Annotated in this window: 24 protein-coding genes, 2 tRNA genes and 1 riboswitch; of the genes, 13 read left to right on the forward strand and 13 right to left on the reverse strand. The window is 71.6% G+C overall.

Annotation, left to right across the window (positions count from 1 at the left end):
- Nucleotides 1-15 precede the first annotated feature (15 nt).
- Nucleotides 16-1683, forward strand: coding sequence for an FAD-binding dehydrogenase (locus ACFVS8_RS03145; protein WP_387057466.1), 1668 nt, complete (start codon nucleotides 16-18; stop codon nucleotides 1681-1683).
- A gap of 105 nt (nucleotides 1684-1788) precedes the next feature.
- On the opposite strand, the gene ACFVS8_RS03150 is transcribed toward ACFVS8_RS03145, so the two are convergent.
- A complete protein-coding gene (locus tag ACFVS8_RS03150) occupies nucleotides 1789-2469 on the reverse strand; it encodes a hypothetical protein (RefSeq protein WP_387057468.1) in 681 nt (226 codons plus the stop codon).
- Nucleotides 2470-2558: 89 nt separating this feature from the next.
- Here ACFVS8_RS03150 and ACFVS8_RS03155 point away from each other — a divergent pair, with 89 nt between their 5' ends.
- The 3 genes from ACFVS8_RS03155 (at nucleotide 2559) to ACFVS8_RS03165 (ending at nucleotide 4696) form a co-directional block, all read left to right on the forward strand.
- The gene (locus ACFVS8_RS03155; RefSeq protein WP_387057470.1) at nucleotides 2559-3431 is read left to right on the forward strand and encodes an acyl-CoA thioesterase; all 873 of its coding nucleotides are present in this window, start codon (nucleotides 2559-2561) and stop codon (nucleotides 3429-3431) included.
- A 211-nt stretch (nucleotides 3432-3642) separates the two neighbouring features.
- The gene (locus ACFVS8_RS03160) at nucleotides 3643-4137 is read left to right on the forward strand and encodes a ubiquinol-cytochrome c reductase iron-sulfur subunit (RefSeq protein ID WP_387057472.1); all 495 of its coding nucleotides are present in this window, start codon (nucleotides 3643-3645) and stop codon (nucleotides 4135-4137) included.
- A 1-nt stretch (nucleotide 4138) separates the two neighbouring features.
- On the forward strand, nucleotides 4139-4696 hold the full coding sequence (locus ACFVS8_RS03165) for a hypothetical protein (RefSeq protein ID WP_387057474.1): 558 nt from the start codon (nucleotides 4139-4141) through the stop codon (nucleotides 4694-4696).
- Between the two features lie 23 nt (nucleotides 4697-4719).
- Here the strand turns inward: ACFVS8_RS03165 and ACFVS8_RS03170 are convergent, their stop codons facing one another.
- The 4 genes from ACFVS8_RS03170 to ssb form a co-directional block, all read right to left on the reverse strand.
- The gene (locus ACFVS8_RS03170) at nucleotides 4720-5196 is read right to left on the reverse strand and encodes an acyl-CoA thioesterase (protein ID WP_387057476.1); all 477 of its coding nucleotides are present in this window, start codon (nucleotides 5194-5196) and stop codon (nucleotides 4720-4722) included.
- 2 nt (nucleotides 5197-5198) lie between these two features.
- Nucleotides 5199-6881 carry an energy-dependent translational throttle protein EttA gene (gene ettA, locus ACFVS8_RS03175; protein WP_387057478.1) on the reverse strand — a complete coding sequence of 561 codons (1683 nt, stop codon included), beginning with the start codon at nucleotides 6879-6881 and terminating at the stop codon, nucleotides 5199-5201.
- A 5-nt stretch (nucleotides 6882-6886) separates the two neighbouring features.
- Nucleotides 6887-7372 carry a DUF6993 domain-containing protein gene (locus ACFVS8_RS03180; protein ID WP_387057480.1) on the reverse strand — a complete coding sequence of 162 codons (486 nt, stop codon included), beginning with the start codon at nucleotides 7370-7372 and terminating at the stop codon, nucleotides 6887-6889.
- Between the two features lie 70 nt (nucleotides 7373-7442).
- Nucleotides 7443-8021 (reverse strand): single-stranded DNA-binding protein, encoded by a 579-nt coding sequence (gene ssb, locus ACFVS8_RS03185; protein WP_387057482.1) that lies wholly within the window; start codon nucleotides 8019-8021, stop codon nucleotides 7443-7445.
- 243 nt (nucleotides 8022-8264) lie between these two features.
- Between ssb and ACFVS8_RS03190 the strand changes: the two genes are divergently transcribed.
- Together ACFVS8_RS03190 and ACFVS8_RS03195 are read left to right on the forward strand one after the other, a co-directional pair.
- Entirely contained in the window at nucleotides 8265-9272 is a 1008-nt protein-coding gene (locus tag ACFVS8_RS03190) for an aldo/keto reductase (RefSeq protein WP_387057484.1), read from the forward strand.
- 121 nt (nucleotides 9273-9393) lie between these two features.
- Complete coding sequence (locus tag ACFVS8_RS03195; RefSeq protein WP_387057486.1) at nucleotides 9394-10071, forward strand: hypothetical protein; 678 nt, start codon at nucleotides 9394-9396, stop codon at nucleotides 10069-10071.
- Between the two features lie 73 nt (nucleotides 10072-10144).
- Here ACFVS8_RS03195 and nadE read toward each other — a convergent pair whose 3' ends face one another.
- Nucleotides 10145-10966 carry an ammonia-dependent NAD(+) synthetase gene (nadE, locus tag ACFVS8_RS03200; RefSeq protein WP_387057488.1) on the reverse strand — a complete coding sequence of 274 codons (822 nt, stop codon included), beginning with the start codon at nucleotides 10964-10966 and terminating at the stop codon, nucleotides 10145-10147.
- Between the two features lie 81 nt (nucleotides 10967-11047).
- Between nadE and ACFVS8_RS03205 the strand changes: the two genes are divergently transcribed.
- From ACFVS8_RS03205 to ACFVS8_RS03235, 7 genes are all read left to right on the forward strand, one after another.
- On the forward strand, nucleotides 11048-12298 hold the full coding sequence (locus ACFVS8_RS03205; protein ID WP_387057490.1) for a cation:proton antiporter: 1251 nt from the start codon (nucleotides 11048-11050) through the stop codon (nucleotides 12296-12298).
- Between the two features lie 30 nt (nucleotides 12299-12328).
- Nucleotides 12329-12401 (forward strand) — tRNA-Arg (locus ACFVS8_RS03210).
- A gap of 171 nt (nucleotides 12402-12572) precedes the next feature.
- Complete coding sequence (locus ACFVS8_RS03215; RefSeq protein WP_387057492.1) at nucleotides 12573-13703, forward strand: glycosyltransferase; 1131 nt, start codon at nucleotides 12573-12575, stop codon at nucleotides 13701-13703.
- Between the two features lie 119 nt (nucleotides 13704-13822).
- Complete coding sequence (gene orn / locus ACFVS8_RS03220) at nucleotides 13823-14443, forward strand: oligoribonuclease (RefSeq protein WP_387057494.1); 621 nt, start codon at nucleotides 13823-13825, stop codon at nucleotides 14441-14443.
- A gap of 43 nt (nucleotides 14444-14486) precedes the next feature.
- Nucleotides 14487-14562: transfer RNA gene (locus ACFVS8_RS03225), tRNA-His, on the forward strand.
- A gap of 22 nt (nucleotides 14563-14584) precedes the next feature.
- On the forward strand, nucleotides 14585-14932 hold the full coding sequence (locus tag ACFVS8_RS03230) for a metallopeptidase family protein (RefSeq protein WP_387057496.1): 348 nt from the start codon (nucleotides 14585-14587) through the stop codon (nucleotides 14930-14932).
- A 24-nt stretch (nucleotides 14933-14956) separates the two neighbouring features.
- The gene (locus ACFVS8_RS03235) at nucleotides 14957-16213 is read left to right on the forward strand and encodes a hypothetical protein (protein ID WP_387057498.1); all 1257 of its coding nucleotides are present in this window, start codon (nucleotides 14957-14959) and stop codon (nucleotides 16211-16213) included.
- Nucleotides 16214-16285: 72 nt separating this feature from the next.
- Here the strand turns inward: ACFVS8_RS03235 and ACFVS8_RS03240 are convergent, their stop codons facing one another.
- From ACFVS8_RS03240 to ACFVS8_RS03270, 7 genes are all read right to left on the reverse strand, one after another.
- On the reverse strand, nucleotides 16286-16837 hold the full coding sequence (locus ACFVS8_RS03240) for an ATP-binding protein (protein ID WP_387057500.1): 552 nt from the start codon (nucleotides 16835-16837) through the stop codon (nucleotides 16286-16288).
- Between the two features lie 10 nt (nucleotides 16838-16847).
- On the reverse strand, nucleotides 16848-17627 hold the full coding sequence (locus ACFVS8_RS03245) for an energy-coupling factor transporter transmembrane component T family protein (RefSeq protein WP_387057502.1): 780 nt from the start codon (nucleotides 17625-17627) through the stop codon (nucleotides 16848-16850).
- Nucleotides 17624-19051 (reverse strand): ABC transporter ATP-binding protein, encoded by a 1428-nt coding sequence (locus tag ACFVS8_RS03250; RefSeq protein WP_387057504.1) that lies wholly within the window; start codon nucleotides 19049-19051, stop codon nucleotides 17624-17626. Before ACFVS8_RS03250 ends, ACFVS8_RS03245 begins: the two co-directional genes overlap by 4 nt.
- Before the next feature lie 90 nt (nucleotides 19052-19141).
- Nucleotides 19142-19789 carry an ECF transporter S component gene (locus ACFVS8_RS03255; protein ID WP_387057506.1) on the reverse strand — a complete coding sequence of 216 codons (648 nt, stop codon included), beginning with the start codon at nucleotides 19787-19789 and terminating at the stop codon, nucleotides 19142-19144.
- A gap of 35 nt (nucleotides 19790-19824) precedes the next feature.
- A riboswitch (TPP riboswitch) is annotated at nucleotides 19825-19935 on the reverse strand.
- Between the two features lie 25 nt (nucleotides 19936-19960).
- On the reverse strand, nucleotides 19961-20305 hold the full coding sequence (locus tag ACFVS8_RS03260; protein WP_387057508.1) for a hypothetical protein: 345 nt from the start codon (nucleotides 20303-20305) through the stop codon (nucleotides 19961-19963).
- Nucleotides 20306-20335: 30 nt separating this feature from the next.
- Nucleotides 20336-21676, reverse strand: a complete 1341-nt coding sequence (locus ACFVS8_RS03265) for a DNA polymerase IV (protein ID WP_387057510.1) — start codon at nucleotides 21674-21676, stop codon at nucleotides 20336-20338.
- Between the two features lie 68 nt (nucleotides 21677-21744).
- Entirely contained in the window at nucleotides 21745-22254 is a 510-nt protein-coding gene (locus ACFVS8_RS03270) for a hypothetical protein (RefSeq protein ID WP_387057512.1), read from the reverse strand.
- Nucleotides 22255-22307 lie beyond the last annotated feature (53 nt).

Below are 22307 nucleotides of genomic sequence, written 5' to 3' on the forward strand. Positions count from 1 at the left end.
ACGAAGGAGTCCCCTGTGCCCGCATCCCCCAACGCGAGCCCCGAACCCGCCGCGATCGTCGTCGGGGCCGGACTGTCCGGCCTCGTCGCCGCCGCCGAGCTCGTCGACGCCGGCAAGCGCGTGCTGATCGTCGACCAGGAGCCCGAGGCGAGCCTCGGCGGCCAGGCGCACTGGTCGTTCGGCGGCCTGTTCCTCATCGACTCCCCCGAGCAGCGCCGCATGGGCGTGAAGGACTCCCTCGACCTCGCGCGCCAGGACTGGGAGGGCACCGCCGGGTTCGACCGCGACGAAGACGAGTGGGGGCGCAGGTGGGCCGAGGCCTACCTCGACTTCGCCGCAGGCGACAAGCGGGCCTGGCTGCACGCCAAGGGCGTGCGCTTCTTCCCCATCGTCGGCTGGGCCGAACGCGGCGGCTACAACGCCATCGGCCACGGCAACTCGGTTCCGCGGTTCCACATCACCTGGGGCACCGGCCCCGGCGTACTCGCCCCGTTCATCGCGCGCGTGAAGGCGGGCGAAGCGGCCGGGCTCGTCGAGTTCAAGCATCGGCATCGAGTCGACGAGCTCATCGTCGAAGACGGTGCGGTCGTCGGCGTGCGCGGCGCAGTGCTCGCTCCCGATGATGCGGGGCGGGGCGAGTCGAGCAACCGCGACGTCGTCGGCGAGTTCGAGCTGCGGGCACCGGCCGTGGTCGTCGCCTCGGGAGGCATCGGCGGCAACCACGACCTCGTGCGCCAGTCGTGGCCCGAGCGCCTCGGCACGCCGCCCGAGCACATGCTCTCCGGCGTTCCCGCCCACGTCGACGGACGCATGCTGGCCATCTCCGAGCAGGCCGGTGCCCGCCTCGTGAACGGCGACCGCATGTGGCACTACACCGAGGGCATCACCAACTGGGACCCGATCTGGCCGATGCACGGCATCCGCATCCTGCCCGGCCCGTCGTCGCTCTGGTTCGACGCCGAGGGCAATCGGATGCCGGTGCCGCTGTTCCCCGGCTTCGACACCCTCGGCACGCTCGAGCACATCCAGACCACCGGACATGAGCACACCTGGTTCGTGCTCACGCAGAAGATCATCGAGAAGGAGTTCGCGCTCTCCGGCAGTGAGCAGAACCCCGACCTCACCGGCAAGGACGTGAAGCTGCTCGCCCAGCGCGTGCGACCGGGCGCCACCGGCCCGGTCGAGGCGTTCAAGGAGCACGGAGCCGACTTCGTCGTCGCCGACTCGCTCGACGAACTGCTCGAGGGCATGCGCGCCCTCTCCCCCGAGGTCGAGCTCGACACGGCGAACATCGAACGCGAGATCTTGGCCCGCGACCGCGAGGTCGACAACGAGTTCACCAAGGACCTGCAGCTGACCGCCGTGCGCGGCGCCCGCAAGTACCGCGGCGACAAGCTGATCCGCGTGGCGACGCCGCACCGCATCCTCGACCCGAAGGCCGGGCCGCTCATCGCGGTGAAGCTGCATATCCTCACCCGCAAGAGCCTCGGCGGCATCCAGACCAACCTCGATGCGCAGGCGCTCGACGCGACCGGCACGCCCGTGCCCGGCCTCTACGCGGTGGGCGAGGCGGCCGGCTTCGGCGGAGGCGGCGTGCATGGGTACCGCGCGCTCGAGGGCACATTCCTCGGCGGATGCCTCTTCACCGGCCGCACCGCCGGGCGCGCGATCGCCCGCGGCTGAAACGGGGCCGTGCCCCGGAGCAGAATCGTTCCGGGGCAGGCCACCGGTCTCAGCGCGATGGGCCCTGCGTGCGCCGAACCCGGAGCGCTCGGGATGCCGGACCGCCTACGCCTTGAGCGTCCAGGGCTTGCGGCGCACGAGCACGTGACCCCGCCGCGAGCTGAGGCGCGTCCACGGGCCGGTCTCGAAGAGCTTGACCTCGTCTTCACCGAGGAACCCGAGGCTGAACGCCGCGAACGCCGCTCCGGTCGGCACGTACTCGACGCCCTCGACGCCGCGCCCCCACACCTCGGAGCGCACGCGCTGCACGAGCTGCTCGCCCGTGCCTGCGGGAATGGCGGCCGCCACCTCGTCGATGCCGGCGCGGGCCGCGGACTCGAGCGTCGCGGCATCCGTCTCCCCGAGAGGCCGCCACCCGCCGCGGGGCGGGGAGATGCCCGCCCAGGTGACGGTGTTGACTTCGGGCGGGCGCGACATCGTGACGGGCCGAGATTCGTCGTCTTCGGCGAGGTCGCCGCGGGCGCGCACGATGCGGTCGACGAGGGAGCGCATCGGCACGACCGAGTCGAAGTCCTCGGTGTCGACGAGCGAGAACGTGCGCAGGCCGAGCACGGTGGGGCTCTCATCGAGGATGCCGCGCGGATACAGGATCGCCGTATAGACCGCGAGGATGCCCGAGCCTGCGATGAGTCGAACCGACCCGTCTTCGACCCGGCCCGCGCGTTGCAGGTAGGTGTGCAGATCGCCGAGCGAGAGGCTGTCGGCAAGCGTGAATTGAGAGACCATCTGCTGTCTAAACTACCAAGTGCGCGCCCGCGTGCCGATTCCGGCGGTCATCGGAAGCCGCGGCCGACCTCGATCGATTCGGAGACAGCATGAACGGACCCATCGACGGCCTCCTGAGCACCTTGCGCCTGACCGACACGGGTGCTCGCACGACCGAGGACATCTACACCGGACCCTCCCAGTGGATGCCGCTGGGGCGCGTGTTCGGCGGGCAGGTGCTCGCCCAGTCGCTCATCGCGGCGATGCACACGGTCGACGAGGCACGCGTGCTGCATTCGATGCACGGCTACTTCCTGCGGCCGGGTGACGTCGACCACCCGATCACGTTCTCGGTCGACCGCCTGCACGACGGCCGGTCGTTCTCGACGCGTCGCACCCACGCGTACCAGAAGGGCGAGCCGATCCTCTCGCTCATCGCCTCCTTCCAGACCGAGGACGACGGCGTCGAGCACCAGGTCGACATGCCGACCGACATCCCCGACCCCGAGTCGTTGCCCTCCACCGCCGAGGTGATCGGCCACCTCGACCACGCGATGGCGCAGTACTGGTCGTCGGAGCGCGCGTTCGACGTACGCCACATCCCCTCGCCGATCTACCTGAGCGTGGAGGGCGAGCAGGTGCCGCGGCAGGCCGTCTGGATGAAGGCGGTCGGGCGGCTGCCCGACGACCCGAAGCAGCACCGGGCCGCGCTCGCCTACGCGAGCGACTACTCGATCCTCGAGCCCGTGCTGCGTGCGCACGGCACCCCGTGGGCGACGCCCGGTCTGCGCGTCGCCAGCCTCGACCACGCCATGTGGTGGCACCGCGATGCGCGCGTCGACGAATGGCTGCTCTACGTGCAGGAGTCGCCGTCCGCCCAGGGCGGGCGCGGCCTGTCCATCGGCCGCATCTACTCGCGCGACGGCGTGCTCGTCGCGAGCGTCGCCCAGGAGGGCATGGTGCGGGTTCCCGGAGCCCGCTGACCCCGGCCGACGGATGCCGCGGGCGGCCGTGGCGCTTCGCCGCCCCGCCGACGCAGGGGCCGCCCTGTCGCCTCGACGCGCTCCGCGACTGCGCGCAACTCGCGGGTCGTGCCCCGCCGCGACCACGCGCGCCTCTCGCGTCGCGAGCGGTTCCGTCGCACAATGGCAGCAGCGCGGCTCGCGCGCGACACGGAGCGAACGAGGAGATCCCATGGCGGAAGTCAGCCAGCCTGCCCGGCGCACGATCCTCACTCTCGGGGCGACCGGAGCGTTCGGGGGTGCACTGGTGCTCGCCGGATGCGCACCCTCGTCGCCGTCCGGATCGCCGTCGCCGACGACCCCGGCGTCGACGCCGCCGCAGCCGACCGCGGAGCAGCCGTCCGAGTCGACCGGTCCCGACGAGCCCGCCACCGGTGCCGACGTCACCGCGTTGGCGGACGTCCCGGTCGGCGGCAGCTTCTCGGCGACCATCGACGGTGCGCCGGTGCTCCTCGCCCAGCCCACCGCGGGCCAGGTCGTGGCCTTCAGCGCGATCTGCACGCATCAGGGCTGCGTCGTCGCGCCCGACGGTGCGGAACTGCACTGCCCGTGCCACGGGTCCACGTTCGACGCGGCGACCGGTGAGGTGCTGCAGGGCCCCGCGATCGATCCGCTCGCCCCCGTCTCGGTCGCCGTCTCCGGCGACCGCATCGTCGCAGCGTCCTGACATGGACGACGTCGAGTACGTCTTCCAGGGTCTGCCGCTGCACGTGCTGCTCGTGCACGCGGTGGTCATCGCCGTTCCGGTCGTTGCACTGTTGCTGGTCGTGCTCGGGGCCTGGCCAGCGGCTCGGCGCGTGCTGTGGATCCCGGCGCTCGTCGCCGCGGCCCTGCTCCTGCCGCTCGGCCTCGTGACGATCGAGGCCGGCAAGTGGCTCGAGGCTCGCGTGCCCGAGGCGCCGCTCATCCAGGCGCACACCGCGCAGGGCGAGGACATCGTGCCGTGGCTCTACGCCGTGCTGGCGGTCGCCGTGCTCGTCGCGGCGTGGCAGGTGGTCACCCTGGTCGCGGGCCGGCGAGCGGCCCCGGTCACGACGGAGCCCGGGGGCGATTCCTCCGCCGAAGCCCGCCCGTCGCGCGCCGTCCGGCTCATCGTGGGCATCGTGCTGACCGCGATCGCCATCGGAGTCGCGGCGGGATCGATCTGGACGGTCGTGCAGATCGGCGAATCCGGCAGCCGCGCCGTGTGGGAGGGGTCGTTCAGCGACACCCCGCTCGAGGACTGACGCCGACCGTACGACGACCGGTCTCAGCGGCGGCGGAACACGACCGGTGCCTCGACGTAGGGCGTCCATGCGGCACGCTCGAGCTCCGAGATGCGGCGCGGCCGCTCGGATGCGGCGTCGACCAGCACGATCGTGGTCGCCGCCCGCGTGTGCAGCACGCGCGGATCGATGCCGACCGGCGAGTACACCTCGTAGCAGACCTCGAGGCTCGCCCCGCCGAGGGTGCCGAGCCACAGTTCGATGTCGAGCGGCAGGCGGTGGTACGGGATCGGCGCGAGGTACTCGACCTCCTGACGCGCGATGAGCGACAGCGTGCTCGAGCCCGGCGTCGCGTCGATCACCGCGGTCGATGCTCCGACCGCGTGCTCGGCCGTGGAGTCGCTCACCCAGAACGCCTGGATGCGAGCCTCCTCGAGGAGGCTCAGCATCCGGGCGTTGTTGACGTGCCCGTAGGCGTCGAGGTCTCCCCAACGCAACGGGGTGGGCACGTGCAACCGCATGGTCAGTCGCGCGTGAGCTTGCGGTAGGCCGACCGGTGCGGCTTCGCCGCATCGGGCCCGAGCCGCTCGATCTTGTTCGCCTCGTAGGACTCGAAGTTGCCCTCGAACCAGTGCCAGTACGACGGGTTCTCCTCGGTGCCCTCGTAGGCGAGGATGTGGGTCGCGATGCGGTCGAGGAACCACCGGTCGTGGGTGATGACCACGGCGCAGCCGGGGAACTCGAGGAGCGCGTTCTCGAGGCTCGAGAGGGTCTCGACGTCGAGGTCGTTGGTCGGCTCGTCGAGGAGCAGCAGGTTGCCGCCCTGCTTGAGCGTGAGCGCGAGGTTCAGGCGGTTGCGCTCGCCGCCCGAGAGGATGCCGGCGCGCTTCTGCTGGTCGGGCCCCTTGAAGCCGAAGGTCGACACGTATGCACGGCTCGGCACCTCGGTCTTGCCGACCTGGATGTAGTCGAGCCCGTCGGAGACGACCTCCCACAGCGTCTTGTTCGGATCGATGCCGCCGCGCGACTGGTCGACGTACGAGATCTTGACCGTCTCGCCGATCTTGACGTTGCCGCCGTCGCTCGGCTCGAGGCCGACGATCGTCTTGAACAGCGTGGTCTTGCCGACGCCGTTGGGGCCGATGATGCCGACGATGCCGTTGCGCGGCAGCGAGAAGCTGAGGCCGTCGATGAGGGTGCGGTCGCCGAAGCCCTTCTTCAGGTTCTTCACCTCGAGCACGATGTCACCGAGACGCGGACCCGCGGGGATCTGGATCTCCTCGAAGTCGAGCTTCCTCGTGCGCTCGGCCTCGGCCGCCATCTCCTCGTAGCGGGCGAGACGCGCCTTGGACTTCGCCTGGCGGCCCTTCGCGTTCGAGCGGACCCAGTCGAGCTCCTCGGAGAGACGCTTCGCGAGCTTCGCGTCCTTCTTGCCCTGGACGGTGAGGCGCTCCTGCTTCTTCTCGAGGTAGGTCGAGTAGTTGCCCTCGTAGGGATAGAGACGCCCGCGGTCGACCTCGCAGATCCACTCGGCGACGTGGTCGAGGAAGTACCGGTCGTGGGTCACGGCGAGCACGGCGCCGGGGTACTTGGCGAGGTGCTGCTCGAGCCAGAGCACGCTCTCGGCGTCGAGGTGGTTGGTGGGCTCGTCGAGCAGGAGCAGGTCGGGCTTCTGGAGCAGCAGCTTGCAGAGCGCGACGCGGCGCTTCTCACCGCCGGAGAGCACCGAGATCTGCTCGTCGCCCGGGGGGCAGCGCAGGGCGTCCATCGCCTGCTCGAGCTGGGAGTCGAGGTCCCACGCGTCGGCGGCGTCGATGGCCTCCTGCAGGGTTCCCATCTCGGCGAGCAGCGCGTCGAAGTCGGCGTCGGGCTCGGCCATCGCGAGCGAGATCGCGTTGAACCGGTCGATCTTCGCCTTGATCTCGCCGACGCCCTCCTGGACGTTCTCGAGCACGGTCTTCGTCTCGTCGAGCACCGGCTCCTGCATCAGGATGCCGACCGAGTAGCCGGGGGTGAGCTTGGCCTCGCCGTTGGACGGCTGGTCGAGTCCGGCCATGATCTTGAGGATCGTGGACTTGCCGGCCCCGTTCGGGCCGACGACGCCGATCTTGGCCCCTGGGAGGAACGCCATCGTCACGTCGTCGAGAATGACCTTGTCGCCGACCGCCTTGCGGGCGCGCACCATCGAGTAAATGTAATCCGCCATGTCGCCTACCAGTCTATGGGTCGTGTCTGCCCGATGAGACAGCCGCCGGTGCCGAGCGCCGGTTGGACGGCGCCGTGGTAGCCGCCCGACTTCGGCCCGTACTGCCCGACGAGGCACTCGTCGTTGAAGAGCACGGCGAACTGCACCGAGTCGGCCGGCTCGCCGAGCGAGGTCTGGTCGGACGTGAGCTGCATGGCGGCCTTGTCGAAGCCCGCGGCCACGAGCGCGTCGATGAAGTCGCGACCGCCCGCCTCAGCGTTCGCGGCGACGACCTGCTGGTTGACCTGGTCGAAGTACGGCAGGTTCTCGGCAGCGGGGAGGTCGGGGTGCAGGCCGACCGGCGCCGCGGTCGCCTCGCCGCTCGGCTGCGGTCGCGAGCTCGGGCTGGGGGTCGGCGCGGGCGCGGGCGTGCCCGTGCACCCCGTCAGGACGGCGACGAACAGCGCGGCCCCGGCGATCGCCAGGGCCGCTGAAGCGCTGTGCCGTGCCATCGTTCCCCCATCGGGACGCCTTCGGATGCATCCGAAGGCGAGTCTAGGCGCTGCGGGCTTCGGGGCGCGGTCAGAAGGGCAGCGCCACGGCCTCGTCGTCGTCGATGCGCTCGTCGACGGCGCGATCCGCGTCATCGGCTGCGTCTTCGCCACCGTCGGCCTCCCCTGCGAACGCCGATGCCGCTCGCCGGTCGAGGTCGCCGCCGTCGGCCGATTCGGCCGGCCAGTCCGCGCCGGTCGCGGACGCCGGGTCGCCGGCCGCGGCATCCGACCCGCCCGACGCCGCCGCACCCGGTCGCGTCTTGGCGAGCGTGGTGGTTCCCCACGTGAGGTCGTGGCCGACCGCCTCGGCGTCGATCTCGATGGCCGTGCCGGTCTTCTCGCCGCTCTCCCACGCGCGCAGCCGCAGCCGCCCGTGCACCACGACGCGATCGCCGCGCCGGATCGAGGTCGAGGCGTTCTTCGCCAGCTGTCGGAAGGTCGAGACGGTGTACCAGTTCGTGTCGCCGTCCTCCCAGGCGCCCTTCGCGCGGTCGAACACGCGTCGGGTCGAGGCCAGCCGGAACGAGGTGATCGTGAGGCCCTGGGGGGTCGTGTGCACGCGCGGGTCGCTGCCGACTGCGCCGATCACGGTGATGTTGTCGGTCATTGCTGCTCCTTGTCGTCGAGGCCGAGGTCGTCGGCCGAGGGGTGGTGGCCGCGGCATCCGGCGCCTCGTGCCGTTTCAGCACCGGATGCCGCGTGCTCCGACTCTCGTCGCCCCGCGTGGCGGCCGGGGCGACGCACGGCGTTCGGTGCAGTGCCGGCGCCGACCGCGGTCCGGGGAGGACGAGTCGAGTCCGACCCCGGAGCTGCGGGACGCCACGTCGGACGCCGGCAATAGAGTCGACGCATGACCTACCTGGCAGACCCGACGCGCTACGACGACATGCAGTACAACCGAATCGGCCGCAGCGGGCTGAAGCTCCCGGCGCTGTCGCTCGGCCTCTGGCACAACTTCGGGCACGACCGGCCGCTCGACACCCAGCGCGCGATCGTGCGCCGGGCGTTCGACCTCGGCATCACCCACTTCGACCTCGCCAACAACTACGGGCCGCCCTACGGCAGCGCCGAGGAGAACTTCGGCCGCATCCTCGCGACCGACCTCGCGCCCTACCGCGACGAGATCATCGTCTCGTCGAAGGCCGGCTACGACATGTGGCCCGGCCCGTACGGCGACCACGGCTCCCGCAAGTACCTGCTCGCCTCGCTCGACCAGAGCCTCGGGCGCCTCGGGCTCGAGTACGTCGACATCTTCTACTCGCACCGCCCCGACCCCGAGACGCCGATCGAGGAGACGATGGGCGCCCTCGTCTCGGCAGTGCGCCAGGGCAAGGCCCTCTACGTCGGCATCTCGAACTACTCGCCCGAGCAGACCGCCGCGGCCGCCGAGGCCCTCGCCGCCGAGGGGGTGCCGCTGCTCATCCACCAGCCGCGCTACTCGATGTTCGACCGGCACATCGAAGACGGGTTGTTCCCCGTGCTCGACGAGGTCGGAGCCGCGAGCATCGTGTTCTCGCCGCTCGCGCAGGGCCTGCTCACCGACCGGTACCTCTCGGGCGACGTGCCGGCCGACTCGCGCGCCGCGACGAGCCGGTTCCTCTCGCCCGATCGCATCAGCCCCGAGTACCTCGAGCGCGTGCGCGGGCTGGCGGTGATCGCCGAGGAACGCGGCCAGAGCATCGCCCAGCTCGCCCTCTCGTGGGTGCTCAGGCAGCCGCTCGTCGCGAGCGCGCTGATCGGCGCATCGAGCGTCGGCCAGCTCGAGCAGAACGTGGCGGCCCTCGACGCCCCGGCCCTCACCGAGGAGGAGATCGCCCGCATCGAGCCGTTCGCCGCGCACGGCACCGTCCTCGGCTGACCGGCACCGCATCCCACCACCGCACTGTGCCGACGGGTGCGCGCGACGAGATCCGCGCGCACCCGTCGGCACGCCGGGCACCCTGCCCGGCGGACGCCGCGCCAGCCGTTAGCCTTCGCTCATGCAGTGGTGGAACGATCTCATCTCATGGCTCACCTCGAGCGAGGCGGAACCGACCGTCTTCGCGGCCGGAGTGCTCTTCGTCGCGGTCGTGGTCGCGGCGTTGCTCGGCGCATGGATCGCGACGGGCGCCGTTCGGCGCATCGTCGACCAGCGCGACCGCGAGCTGAAGACGGCGGCGATCGCCGCGCTCGTCGATGCGGCCACCGAAGCGTCGGTCTGGAACTCCCTCACGCCGCAGGAGCAGGTGCTCGCCGACCGCACCGTCGGGCAGGCCGACATCCACGTGCGGCTGCTGCCCATCCGCGGTTCGGATGTCGCGGCGAACTGGGCTGCGCACCAGCTCCACGAGCTCAAGCGGGCGTCTGCGACGTTCGGCTACCAGCTCGACCCGGCGGTCGCCGAGTTCCGCGACCGCATGCTCGACTGGCAGCGCCACCCCGCGCGCGCCCGCAAGCAGTTCCAGAACGACCTCGCGCGCTGGCGTGCGCAGCGGCAGGAGCCCGAGCAGGCCGAGCTCGACGCGCAGGACGCCTGGGTCGCGGATCAGCACCACGACCGCTACCGCTCGGCCACCGAGATCGTGTCGCCCGCCGAACCGGCCCGCGACACGGCCCCCACGCCCACGCAGGCGACGACCACCCCGGTGGCCCAGCCGCTCGACGACGCGCGCGCCTGACGCCCGACCACGCACACCACGCGAGAGGCCCCGCCCGATCCGGGCGGGGCCTCTCGCGTTCACGGCTGCGCGCTCAGCGCCACCAGTCGTCGAACATCGAGACGGGCACCGCCCGCTTGTGCCGGGTCTGGAGGAACCTGGCCTCGATGCGCTCCGCGACGGCGGCGTCGATCTCCTCGCCCTCGAGGAACGCGTCGATGTCGGAGTAGGCGAGTCCGAGGTTCGCCTCGTCGGCCTGGCCGGGGTCGCCGTCGAGCAGGTCGGCGGTCGGGGTCTTCAGGTAGAGCCGGTCGGGAGCCCCGAGGTACTGCAGGAGCGCACGGCCCTGCCGCTTCGTGAGCCCAGTGAGGGGCAGCACGTCGGCGCCGCCGTCGCCGAACTTGGTGAAGAACCCGGTGACCGCTTCGGCGGCGTGGTCGGTGCCGACCACGAGGAGTCCGGACTCGCCCGCGAGCGCGTACTGGGCGACCATGCGCATGCGTGCCTTCACGTTGCCCTTGCCGAAGTCGCTGATCGGCTGCCCCGCCGCGTCGGCGAAGTCGGTCGCCAGCCCGTCGACGCCGGTGCGGATGTTGAAGACGACGGTCTCCTGCGGCTCGATGAACTCGAGCGCCAGCGCGGCATCCGCCTCGTCGTGCTGCACGCCGTACGGCAGTCGCACCGCGATGAACCGCGCGGGCAGTCCCTCGGCGACGAGTTCGTCGACGGCGATCCGGCAGAGCCTCCCGGCGAGCGACGAGTCCTGGCCGCCTGAGATGCCGAGCACCAGGCCGGACGCCCCGGTGACCCGCAGGTAGTCCTTGAGGAACTCGACCCTGGCGCGGACCTCCTCGGCGGGTTCGACGACGGGCTTCACGTTGAGTTCGGCGACGATGCTCGCCTGCAGGTCTCGCATGCGACGACGATACCGCCCGTGTGTTTCGACCGGGCTACGCGACCGACGTGCATCCGGTCACCGCCCGGTAGCATCGGCCGGGTGCGCACTTCGCTGCACGGGGCGGGAGCGGACATGGAGATCTCGATCGGCACGATGGTGCTCATCCCGGTGATCGCGGTCGCCGCGCCGCTCCTCGTTCGAGCGATCGGCCACTGGGTCGCCGTGCCCCTCGTCGTGTTCGAGATCCTGCTCGGAATCCTGCTCGGACCTTCGGTGCTCGGGTGGATCCAACCCGACGACTTCATCTCCCTCCTCTCCGACCTCGGCCTCGCCGTGCTGTTCTTCCTGGCCGGCAACGAGATCGACTTCCGCGCGATCCGCGGCCGCCCGCTGAACCGCGCCGCGATCGGCTGGGCGATCTCGCTGGCGGCCGGCTTCGGCATCGCCGTCGCGTTCTCGCCCGACATCCCGTCGGCCGCCTTCATCGGCATCGCCCTCACCTCGACCGCGCTCGGCACGATCATGCCGATCCTGCGCGACGCCGGAGACCTGAAGACCCCGTTCGGGCTCTCGGTCCTCGCGCTCGGCGCCATCGGCGAGTTCGGCCCGCTGCTGGCGATCTCCCTGTTTCTGACCGGGCGCTCGCCGGCCCTCGCGGCGATCGTGCTGCTGGTGTTCGCGGTCGTCGCGGGAGTCGCCATCACCCTCGCCGCGAAGGGCCACGGCAAGCGCCTGCACGTCGTGATCACGGCGACCATGCACACGAGCGCGCAGTTCGGCGTGCGCCTCGTCATGCTGGTGCTCATATCGCTCCTCGCCCTCAGCATCGTGCTCGACCTCGACATGCTGCTCGGGGCGTTCACCGCGGGCGTGCTGTACCGGTTGCTGATCTCGGGGGCGCCCGAGCACGACCGCGAGGTGCTCGAGCACAAGATCGAGGGACTGGGGTACGGGTTCCTCGTGCCGGTGTTCTTCATCATGACGGGGGTGACCTTCGATCTGGCGGCGCTCGCCAACCCGCAGACCCTCGCCCTGGTTCCCGTGTTCGTCGGCCTGCTGCTGGTCGTGCGCGGCATTCCGTCACTGCTCTCCGCCCCCCCTGGGGCCGATCGGCTGACCGTCGCCGCGACCGGGCTGTTCGGCGCCACGGGCCTGCCGGTCATCGTCGCCGTGACGGGAATCGGCACCGATACCGGGGACATCGGCACCGGTACCGCGGCTGCCCTGGTCGGCGCCGGCATGATCTCGGTGCTCCTCTTCCCCCTCATCGGACTCGCCCTCCGCAAGCGCTCTCCGGATGCCGCGGGCCGCTCGCTCGACGACGACACCGAAGTGCCCGTCGAGGGCTGACGGCCCGATCCCGGTAAGCTTGGCGAGCCGGCCCCCGTAGCTCAGCGGATAGAGCAGCAGCCTTCTAATCTGTCGGTCGCAGGTTCGATTCCTGCCGGGGGCACCGAAGCGGCATCCGGTGCCGCAGCAGCCCGAGCCCGTTCACCAGGGCTCGGGCTGACTCGTTCAGTGCTGGCACGGTCGCGCGCGAACTGCCGACGGTGCGATGCTGAACCCGCCGGACGGGTCGTTCCACCCGCGTACGCACCCGCCCGCGTGCCGACGGGAGGCCGGGATGCCAACGCTCGACGTGCTCTTCATCAGCGGTGACATCGGCGGCAACGTGCCGCCGACGATCGCGATCGCCCGTGAGCTCGCAGCTCGGACGCACCGGGTCACGATCGCCGGGCTCGCTCCTCGCGCGGGCGACGCCTGGGCGGACGGGATCGAGACGGTGCCGATCCGCGCGCTCGACGGCCTGGACGTCACCCGCCCGGCCGGCCCGACCGGACACGCGCCGAGCCTGCGCCGGATGGCGCTGGGTCGCGAGGTCGGACGAGAGGTTCGAGCGCTGATCGCCGAGCACCCCGCCGACGTGGTCGTCGTCGACGGCACCATGCTCGGGTCGATCCGCGAATCGGTTCGTGCCGATCGACCGACCGCAGCCCTGTTCCACACCTTCGGCGCGTTCTGGAGCCGCGGACTCGGCAACGTCGCGGTCAACGCGGCGCTCCGCCCCTTCGGTCTGGCCCCGCGCCGCCTGCTCGGGGAGGTGGACGCCCTGCTGCTGCCGACCGACCCCGAGCTGGATCCCGCCGGCGGCACGAGCACCGGATTCGCGTTCGACTGGCTCGGCATCACCGAGGCCGGTTCACCACCGGCGCCGCGGTCCCCCGATGCCCCGTCACTCGTGCTCGTGAGCCTCAGTTCCGCATGGCAGCGCGGCCAGGGAGACGTGTACCGACGGCTCATCGCCGCCCTCGGCGAGCTCGCGGACGATCCCGGGGTGCGGGCCGTCGTCACGACCGGCGGTGCCGACGTCGACGGCGAGCTCGCGCCGCCCCCGAACGTCGAGATCCGCGGCCGGGCGCCGCACGCCGAGATCATGCCGCACGCGGATCTCGTGATCGGGCACGGCGGCCACTCCACCACGATGCGCGCCCTGGCGCACGGCCTCCCGATCCTGGTGCTCCCGCTCGACCCGACCTCGGACCAGCGGATGACGGGCGCCGTCGTCGAGCGGGCCGGGATCGGCCGGGCCCTGCCCCGCGATGCTCCGGTCGAGACGCTCCGCGACACGATCGCCGCGATGCTGGCCGACTCCGCGCTCCGCGCCCGCGCCGCCGACACGGGCGAGCGGCTCCGGGGCCAGCACGGCGCGAGCCACGGAGCGGATCGCGTCGAGGCCATCGCGGGCGCCCGGTGACCTGCGCGCGGTGACCAGGTGGCGGAGCCGTCGACGGAACCCCGCGACCCGACCCGCCCACCGGCGCCGCCGAGCCGCGGCATCCGCCCGTGTCGGAGCGCACCGGTAGACTCGCGGGCATGGCAACCGCGAGCGACCGACTGGTCTGGATCGACTGCGAGATGACCGGCCTCGACCTCGAGGTCGACGAACTCGTCGAGATCGCCGTCGTGATCACCGATTACGACCTGAACCCCGTCGACGAGGGGCTCGACATCGTCATCCGCCCCGACACGAGCGCGCTCGAGAACATGGGCGAGTTCGTGCGCAACATGCACACCGAGTCGGGCCTGATCGAAGAGATCCCCAACGGCGTGACCGTCGCCGACGCCGAGTACCAGGTGCTCGAGTACGTGCTCAAGCACGTGCCCGAGGAGCAGAAGGCGCCGCTCGCCGGCAACTCGATCGGCACCGACCGGGCGTTCCTCGCGAAGTACATGCCCCGCCTCGACGGCCACCTCCACTACCGCAACGTCGATGTCTCCTCCATCAAGGAGCTCGCGCGGCGCTGGTACCCCCGCGCGTACTTCCAGTCCCCCGCCAAGAACGGCGGACACCGTGCCCTCGCCGACATCCTCGAGTCGATCCGCGAACTCCGGTACTACCGGCGCGCGGTGTTCGTGGCAGACCCCGGGCCCACCAGCGCCGAGCTCCACGAGATCGCAGAGGCGGTCGTGAACGAATTCGACGTCAAGGTGTAGTAAGCTCGTCGAGTTGCCTGATCGCATGACGGACAGGCGCATGGTGGGTATAGCTCAGTTGGTAGAGCGCCTGGTTGTGGTCCAGGAGGTCGCGGGTTCAAGCCCCGTTACTCACCCCAATTCGTTCGATCGGAGCCGTCCGTGAACCTCGACGCCGAAGCCTTCGAGGCGATCGTGGTCGATGAGCTCGATCAACTGCCCGATGAGATGATCGACGGTCTCGAGAACATCGTGTTCGTCGTCGAGGACCGCCCCGAAGACGGCTCGCTCGACCTGCTCGGCCTGTACGACGGGTACGCGCTCACCGAACGCGATCGCTACGGTCTCGGCGAGATGCCCGACCGGATCATCCTCTACCGCGAGCCGCTGCTGGCCATCTGCGAAGACGAAGACGAGCTGCGCGACGAGATCCACGTCACGCTCGTGCACGAGATCGCGCATTTCTACGGCATCGACGACGACCGGCTGCACGAGTTGGGCTGGGCGTGATCCCCGCCCGGATACGCTGAGAGCATGAGTTCCCCCGCTCGCGTGCTCGGCATCGTCGTCGGAGCGGTCGCGATCCTCGCCGTCGGCGTGTACGCGCCGGTCATGCTGCTCGGTCCGCTCCCCTCGGTCACCGTCGAACAGGTCGCATCGGCCGATGCGCCCGAGTCGACGCCGCTCGCGCTGCCCGCCGACGGTGCGGCCTCGCTCGCGATCGTCGGCGATGACGGCAGCGGCACCGTGCTCGCGACCGCCGGCAGCGCCGACGCCGTGCCCATGGGCGGCGCGGCGAAGCTCGTCACGATCCTCGCCACGCTCGAGTCACTCCCCCTGCCCGCGCCGGGCGAGGGCGAGGGCCCTCGGATCAAGATCGCCGCGGCGGACTACACCGACTACCTGCGCTACGAGGCCGACGGGTCGCGCGCACTGCGGGTCTCCCCCGGCGACTCCTGGACCCAGCGCGATGTCGTACGCGCCATCCTGCTGACGTCGAGCAACAACCACGCCGACACCCTCGCACGCTGGGCGTTCGGCAGTGTCGACGCCTACGTCGACGGCGCGAACGCCTGGCTCGCCGACCAGGGGTTCACGGCGACGCACGTGTCTGACGCCACCGGCCTGTCGGGCGACAACGTCAGCACCGCCGACGAACTCGCGAAGCTCACGGCGCTGCTGCTCGCAGACCCGAGCCTCGCGGCGATGCTCGACGACCCCGACGAGTCGCCGCTGGGAGCGCACGACGCACCCGACCTCGTGGACCGCTCCGGCAGTGACGGCGTGCGCGAGATCACGCGCAGCTACACCGATCAGGCGGGGCTCTCCTCGGTCTTCACCGCCGATGTCGAGCTCGAGGGCGCCGACGAGGGCACGCGCCGGATCATCGGCGTCATGCTGCTCATGCCCGACTACGAGACGCTCGACCCCGCCATCGAAGCCGCCGTCGCGTCGGTGACCGCTGCCGCGGTGCCCGTCACGGTCATCGCCGAGGGCACGGCGTACGCCAAGGTCCACTCCGCCTGGGGCGCATCGTCCGACGTCGTCGCGACCGTGACCCGGACCGAATCGCCATGGGGTGCGACGTTCGAACGGCCGAACGTGACCGTCGATCCGTTCACGACCTCGTCGGACTCGCGCGACGTCGGCAGTGTCACGGTCACGACCGGTGCCGACGACGTCTCCTCACCCCTCCGGCTGAGCAGCGCCATCCGCGATCCCGGCCCGATCTGGCGCCTCACGCACCCGTTCCCGGTCATCGGCGCGTTCATCGAGGCCCAGGGCCGCTGAGGGCTGTACGCGGGCTCGCGGGCGTGCCGGCTCGCGAGGGTGCCGACTGGCGGGCGTGCGGGAACGCTCCCGCTAGCCCAACCGCACGGTGATCGAACGCCGCTGCACGGCGCCGGCTCGACGCTCGGAACGGCGCCACTGGCCCTCCCAGAGCTCCCAGTACGGGTCGAACGCCCCGGCATCCCTCGTGAGCGCGCGGTCGCGCCGTTCCGCATACGCCGCTTCGAGCCGGACCCGCACGACCGCGTCGGACGAACCGGCGGTGCGGTGCGCGCCGCAGCCCTCGATCACGAGGGCCCGCCCCGGCAGCACGTGCGTGATCGACGAGGGGCGACCGAGCACCCAGTCCCAGCCCTGCCGCCGTCCGGGTTCGCCGCTGAGCCAGGGTCGAACGAGCTCGCGCTCCACGTGCCGCACCGCCGGCTCGAGCCCGTGCCAGCCCGGGTAGACGTCGTCGAGGCGCACGAGATCGGGCGCACGACCGGGCCAGTCGGCGATGAGCAGGTCGGCGAAGGTCGACTTGCCCGCGCCGCTCGGTCCGTCGATCAGCACGAGAGGCCGGCGGATGCCGCGAAGCGCCGCGCGCACCTGCGCGAGCGCAGCGGCGGGCACGCGGGTCGTCATGCCCACCGCGTCACGACCACACCACGTTCCAGCTGCCGGTCACGACGGCGACCGTGGCCGACAGCGCCGCCACGAGGCATCCGACCCCGATGACGCCCCACTCGACGCGCCCGAAGCGGGCGGTCCTCGCCCACGTGCGCTCGCCGGCTGCGCCGAAGCCGCGTGCCTCCATCGCGGTCGCGAGCGTGCTGCCGCGCCGGATCGAGAGCACGAGCAGGGCGAACGCCTGCCCGACGAATCGTACGATCGGCCCACGATCGGCGATGCCGCGTGCACGCCTCGCGAGGTCGAGCGTGCGCCAGTCGTCGATCGACGAGCCGACCAACCGGAGCGCAGCCAGTGCGCCGAGTACGAAGCGTGCAGGCAATCGGAGGGTCTGGGCCAGGCCGTCGGCGAAGTCGGTGGGGTCGATCGTCAGGAACAGCACCACGGCCGGGAGCGCGATGGCGATGACCCTGGCCGTCGTCGCCAGGCCGATCTGCACCGACCCCTCGGTCACGTGGATGAGGCCGAAGTCCCAGAGCGTCGCACCCGACGGCGCACCGTAGAGCACCATGCTGAACCCGGTGAGCGGGGCGGCGATCCACACCGGCAGGGTTCGCGGCGACCAGAGCAGCCCGCCCAGCCCGACGAGCGCGAACACCACGATCTCGCACAGGATCGCGACGCTCGCCGAGACCACGTCGAGCGTGAGGATCAGCACGATGCTGAGCGGCACCGTCGCGGCGACCTTGGCGACGGGGTTGACGTCGCCGAGCGGAAGCCCCGGACGGACGCTCGCGATGCTCATCGTGCGCCTCCGGAGCGACGCGCACCGGCCGGCGTCGACTCGTCGAAGCGCCCGGGCCGCAGGGCGAACCGGTCGTCGGCGATCGACTCGACGAACGCTTCGTCGTGCGTCACCGCGACGATGCCGACCCCGTCGTCGCGGAGTGCGACGAGCAGTTTCGCGAGCTCGCGCCAGGTCGTCGCGTCTTGGCCGAACGTGGGTTCGTCGAGCACGAGCAGGCGGGGCCGGGTGGCGATCGCGGTCGCCACCGACAGGCGTCGCTTCTCGCCGCCGCTCAGCGTGAACGGGTTCGCGCCGGCGAGGTGCTCGAGGCGGAGCGACGCGAGGAGCTCGTCGACGCGATCGCGGCGTTCGCGTTCCCCGAGCTTCAGCGCACGCGGTCCGACTTCGAGCTCGGCGCGGACGGAGCCGGTGAGGAACTGGTGCTCCGGGCTCTGGAACACCGTGCCGATGCGCCGGAGGAGGTCGCGGGAGCGCCACCGCGACGGTTCGCGGCGAAGACCCTGCGCGAGCCGCTCGGTCGCCGCGAGCGCCCCGCCGATCGGTGGGAGCAGGCCCGCGAGCGTGAGGGCGAGCGTCGACTTGCCGACGCCGTTCGGACCCGAGATCGCGAGCACCCGCCCGGCGTCGACCCGCACGTCGATCGCGCGTTGCACCGGCACGTCGGGGGTGCGCGCGATGTCGAGCCCCGCGGCCTCGAGCAGCGGATGCCGGTGGCCGGCCAGCGGCTCCGGTGCACGCCACGGCACCTCGTCGGGCAGCCAGACGCCGGCCGCGCGGAGCTCGTCGGCGCGCTCGGCGAGCACCGCGTCGGGGCGTCCGTCGGCGAGCACGCCGCCCGCGGCATCGAGCACCACGACGCGATCGACGACGGGCAGCCAGGTCGCGACGCGGTGCTCGACGACCACGAGCGTGGCGCCGGTCGAGTCGGCGACGGCGGCGACGGCGTCGCGGACCTCGCGCACCCCGTCTGGGTCGAGGTTCGCGGTCGGCTCGTCGAGCAGGATCAGGCCGGGGCGCATGGCCAGCACGCCCGCGAGCGCGAGTCGCTGACGCTGCCCGCCGGAGAGCTCTGCGGTCGCGTGGTCGAGCGGCAGGCCCAGTCCGACGGCGTCGAGGGCTGCGCGCACACGGGCCCAGATGTGCTCGCGCGCGACTCCGAGGTTCTCGAGTCCGAACGCGACGTCGTCGCCGAGGCGCGCCATCACGATCTGCGAGTCGGGGTCCTGCAGCACGAGCCCCGATCGGCCGCGAGCCGCGGCCGGGTGGCGGCCGTCGACGAGCAGCTCGCCGAGCGTCTCGCCGTCGTCGTCGCCGCCGAGCACGCCGGCCAGGCCGTGGAGGAAGGTGGACTTGCCCGCGCCGGAGGCACCGAGCAGCAGCACGCGGTCGCCGGGCGCGATATCGAGGTCGAGGCCGCGCACGGCGGGGGCACGCCGACCGCCGTGGCGCCACCCCCAGCCGCGCGCTCTGACCGATGCGGCGGGCGATGATGTCTCGCCGGGCACGACGGCTCAGACCTCCCGGAGCTCGCGCCCGGCCGCGAAGCGGTCGAGTGCCCCGGCACGGGCGAGCCCGCGCACGGCGAGCCACGAGAGTCCGCCGGCGATGAGCGCACCGCCCACGACCGCGGAGACCGTGTAGATCGTCGCGAACGCGGGAGCCGCGCCCGCGTAGTACAGCACGAGATCGTTGATCGCCATCGCGAGTCCGGCGCCGGCGCCGGCGAGCAGCGCGACGGGGAACCGCCAGTTGCGGTACAGGAAGATCGCGAAGACGAGTTCCGCGCCGAGGCCCTGCACGAGGCCGGACTCGATCGTGAGCAGGCCACCCCACTGGCTGCCGATGAGCGCGGAGACGACGGCCGCGACGAGCTCGGTGTAGAGCGCGGCGCCGGGCTTGCGGATGACGAGGCCGCCGAGCACGCCGGCGATGACCCAGAGCGCGGCCGGGGCCGCTTGGAGACCGGGGAGCAACGCTTCGATCGGCGCCGAGATCGGCCCCCACACCACCCCCCACGCCCAGAAGACGACGCCGACGGCCACGCCGATGACGCTCGCGACGACGATGTCGACAACCCGCCAGCGCAGGCGCGGCGAGGTCGTGACGGTGGTTCCGGATGCCGCGGCGGTCGCGGCGGATTCGGTGGACGTGTTGTGCACTGGCGTGCCCTTTCGATCGAGGAAAGCGGCACGGGATGTTGAGATGTGAATGCCTCCCTGCGCTGGCATGATCCAGATCAGGTTCGACGGTCGAAGGTTGAGAACCTTCCTCTCAGCCCGGCTCACCGGACTCCCGTGTTCGTGCACCAGCGTACACGCCGGCGCGACCGCTCAGCGCTTGAGGGCGCGGATCACCGATTTGAGGGCGTGGCCGACGACGAAGACGAACGGCGTCGCGACCAGCACGAGCCCGATCAGGTTCGCCTCGAACTTCACGCGGCCGCCCTCGCCCACGTAGGCGCCGAGCGGCACCGAGAGTCCGCCGCCCCCGCCGCCGCTTCCGCTGCCGGTGAAGTTCGACGTCGCGTCGCCGCTGCCCGTTCCGCCGCCGAACCCGTAGTACCCGAGGGCGACGGGCACCACCTCGACGCCGTCGATCTCGATCTTGTCGCCGTACGCGGTCTTCACCCCGACGCCTGCGACGCGTTCCGCCAGGTCCAGTACGAGTTCAGCCATGACGGCCACGCTACCCGTGCGGCGTGCGCGCTACCAGCCCCAGCCCGCTGCGGTCGGGTCGAACGGGGCGTCTCCCTCGCCCGACCCCGTGCGCTGCCGATCGCGAGGCTCCGACCGATCGGCGGCGCCACGCTGGGCATCGGCCCCGCGGGGCGATCGCCGCTCGCGGTGCACGAGCGAGGCGGGCCGCACTGCACCCCGGCCGAACTTCGCCGCGACCTCGTCGATCGTGCGTTCGGCGTCGCGCCATTCTTCGTCTGGGTCCCAGAGCATCGCTCCCGACCCCGACTCGCGCAGGTTCTCGGCGCGAACGCCGATGAGCCTCACCCGTTGGCCGTCGCCGACGAGTCCGACCAGCGCGTCGGATGCCTCGTCGTAGATGCGCCGTGCGACATCGGTCGGCTCGGCGAGCGTGCGCGAGCGCGTCAGGGTGCGGAAGTCGCCGTACCTCAGCTTGAGCGAGACCGTGCGCGCGACCAGACCGGCCTTGCGCAGGCGGACGGCCACGTTGCCCGAGAGCTGGAGCAGCTCGCGCCGGATCTCGACCGGGTCGACGAGGTCGTGCCCGAACGTCTGCTCGTGCCCGATGCTCTTCTCGACCCGCGCGGTGTGCACCGCCCGGGGATCTTCGCCACGCGCGAGCTGCGCGAGCCTCGTCGCGAGGGCGGGCCCGACCGCGCGCTCGAGCGCCTCGGGCGGCATCGAGGCCACGTCGCCGACCGTGCGCAGCCCGAGTCGCTGCAGCGACTCTTCGGTGACCCGGCCGACGCCCCAGAGCGCCGAGACCGGAAGCGGGTGCAGGAACGCAACCGTCTCTGTGGCCGGCACGACGAGCATGCCGTCGGGCTTGGCCCGACCGGATGCGACCTTCGCGACGTACTTCGTGGCCGCGACGCCGATTGAGCAGGTGAGGCCGGTCTCGGCCTGCACGCGCTCGCGGATGGACCACGCGATCTCGGCCGGTGATCCGTGCAGACGACGCGCCCCCGACACGTCGAGGAACGCCTCGTCGATCGAGAGCGGCTCGACGAGCGGCGTGATGTCGCCGAAGATCTCCATCACGCGCTTGGAGTAGCTCGAGTACGACGGGTAATCGCCAGGCAGCACGATCGCGTTCGGGCAACGCTGCAGGGCGACCGACATCGGCATGGCCGAATTGACGCCGTACCTGCGTGCTTCGTAACTCGCGGCCGCGACGACGCCGCGACCGGCCGTGCCGCCGACCAGCACGGGCTTGCCGCGGAGCTCGGGGCGCGACAGCAGTTCGACCGAGACGAAGAAGGCGTCCATGTCGACGTGCAGGATCGGGGTCGCCGAATCGTCGACCGGCCCGGTGGTGACCTGCCTCGACGAGCCGTCCTGCTTGCTCACGGTGCGACCCTACCCGCAGCCACGGTCATGCGAATCGTCATCGCGGTTCCGGCTCCTGGTGACGTTCGTCAGAATCCGAAGTCGCCACCGAAGTCGACGCCGAAGTCGCCCCCGAGGTCGCCCCCGAAGCCGTCGGTACCCGACGCCTCGGTCGAGCCCGCGGCGTCGGTCGCGCCCGAACCCGCGTCGCCCGCGAGGTCGCCGCCGAAGTCGGGCCCGGGCAGGAACGCCTGGGCGATCATCGATCCGACCACGACGCCCGCCACGGTGCCGAGCATCGAACTGCCGACCATCGAGCCGAACGAGGGCGCGCCTGCGCCGGGACGACCGCCCGCGGCATCCGTCGCACGGAACGTGCGCTCCATCGTGCCGGGCGAGCGCAGTTCGGCCCGGGTCGCGGCGCGCGCCAGCGCCGACGGCTCGTCGGAATCGACGCGCTCACCCAGCGGAGCCTCTTGGGAGAGTGCACGGAACACCTGCGCACGCTGCTCGGGGGTGAGCTTGGCGAACGCCTCGGCGTGCACGGCCTCGATCGACTCGGGCGGCGCGGTACGGAGGAGGTAGCGGTAGCGCTCCACGGCGCGCTCGTCGTCGGTCAGCGCCCGCGCCGGTGGGGCCGGCGGGACGGGCC

Source organism: Agromyces sp. NPDC058110 (assembly GCF_042884735.1).
Classification (GTDB): Bacteria; Actinomycetota; Actinomycetes; order Actinomycetales; family Microbacteriaceae; genus Agromyces.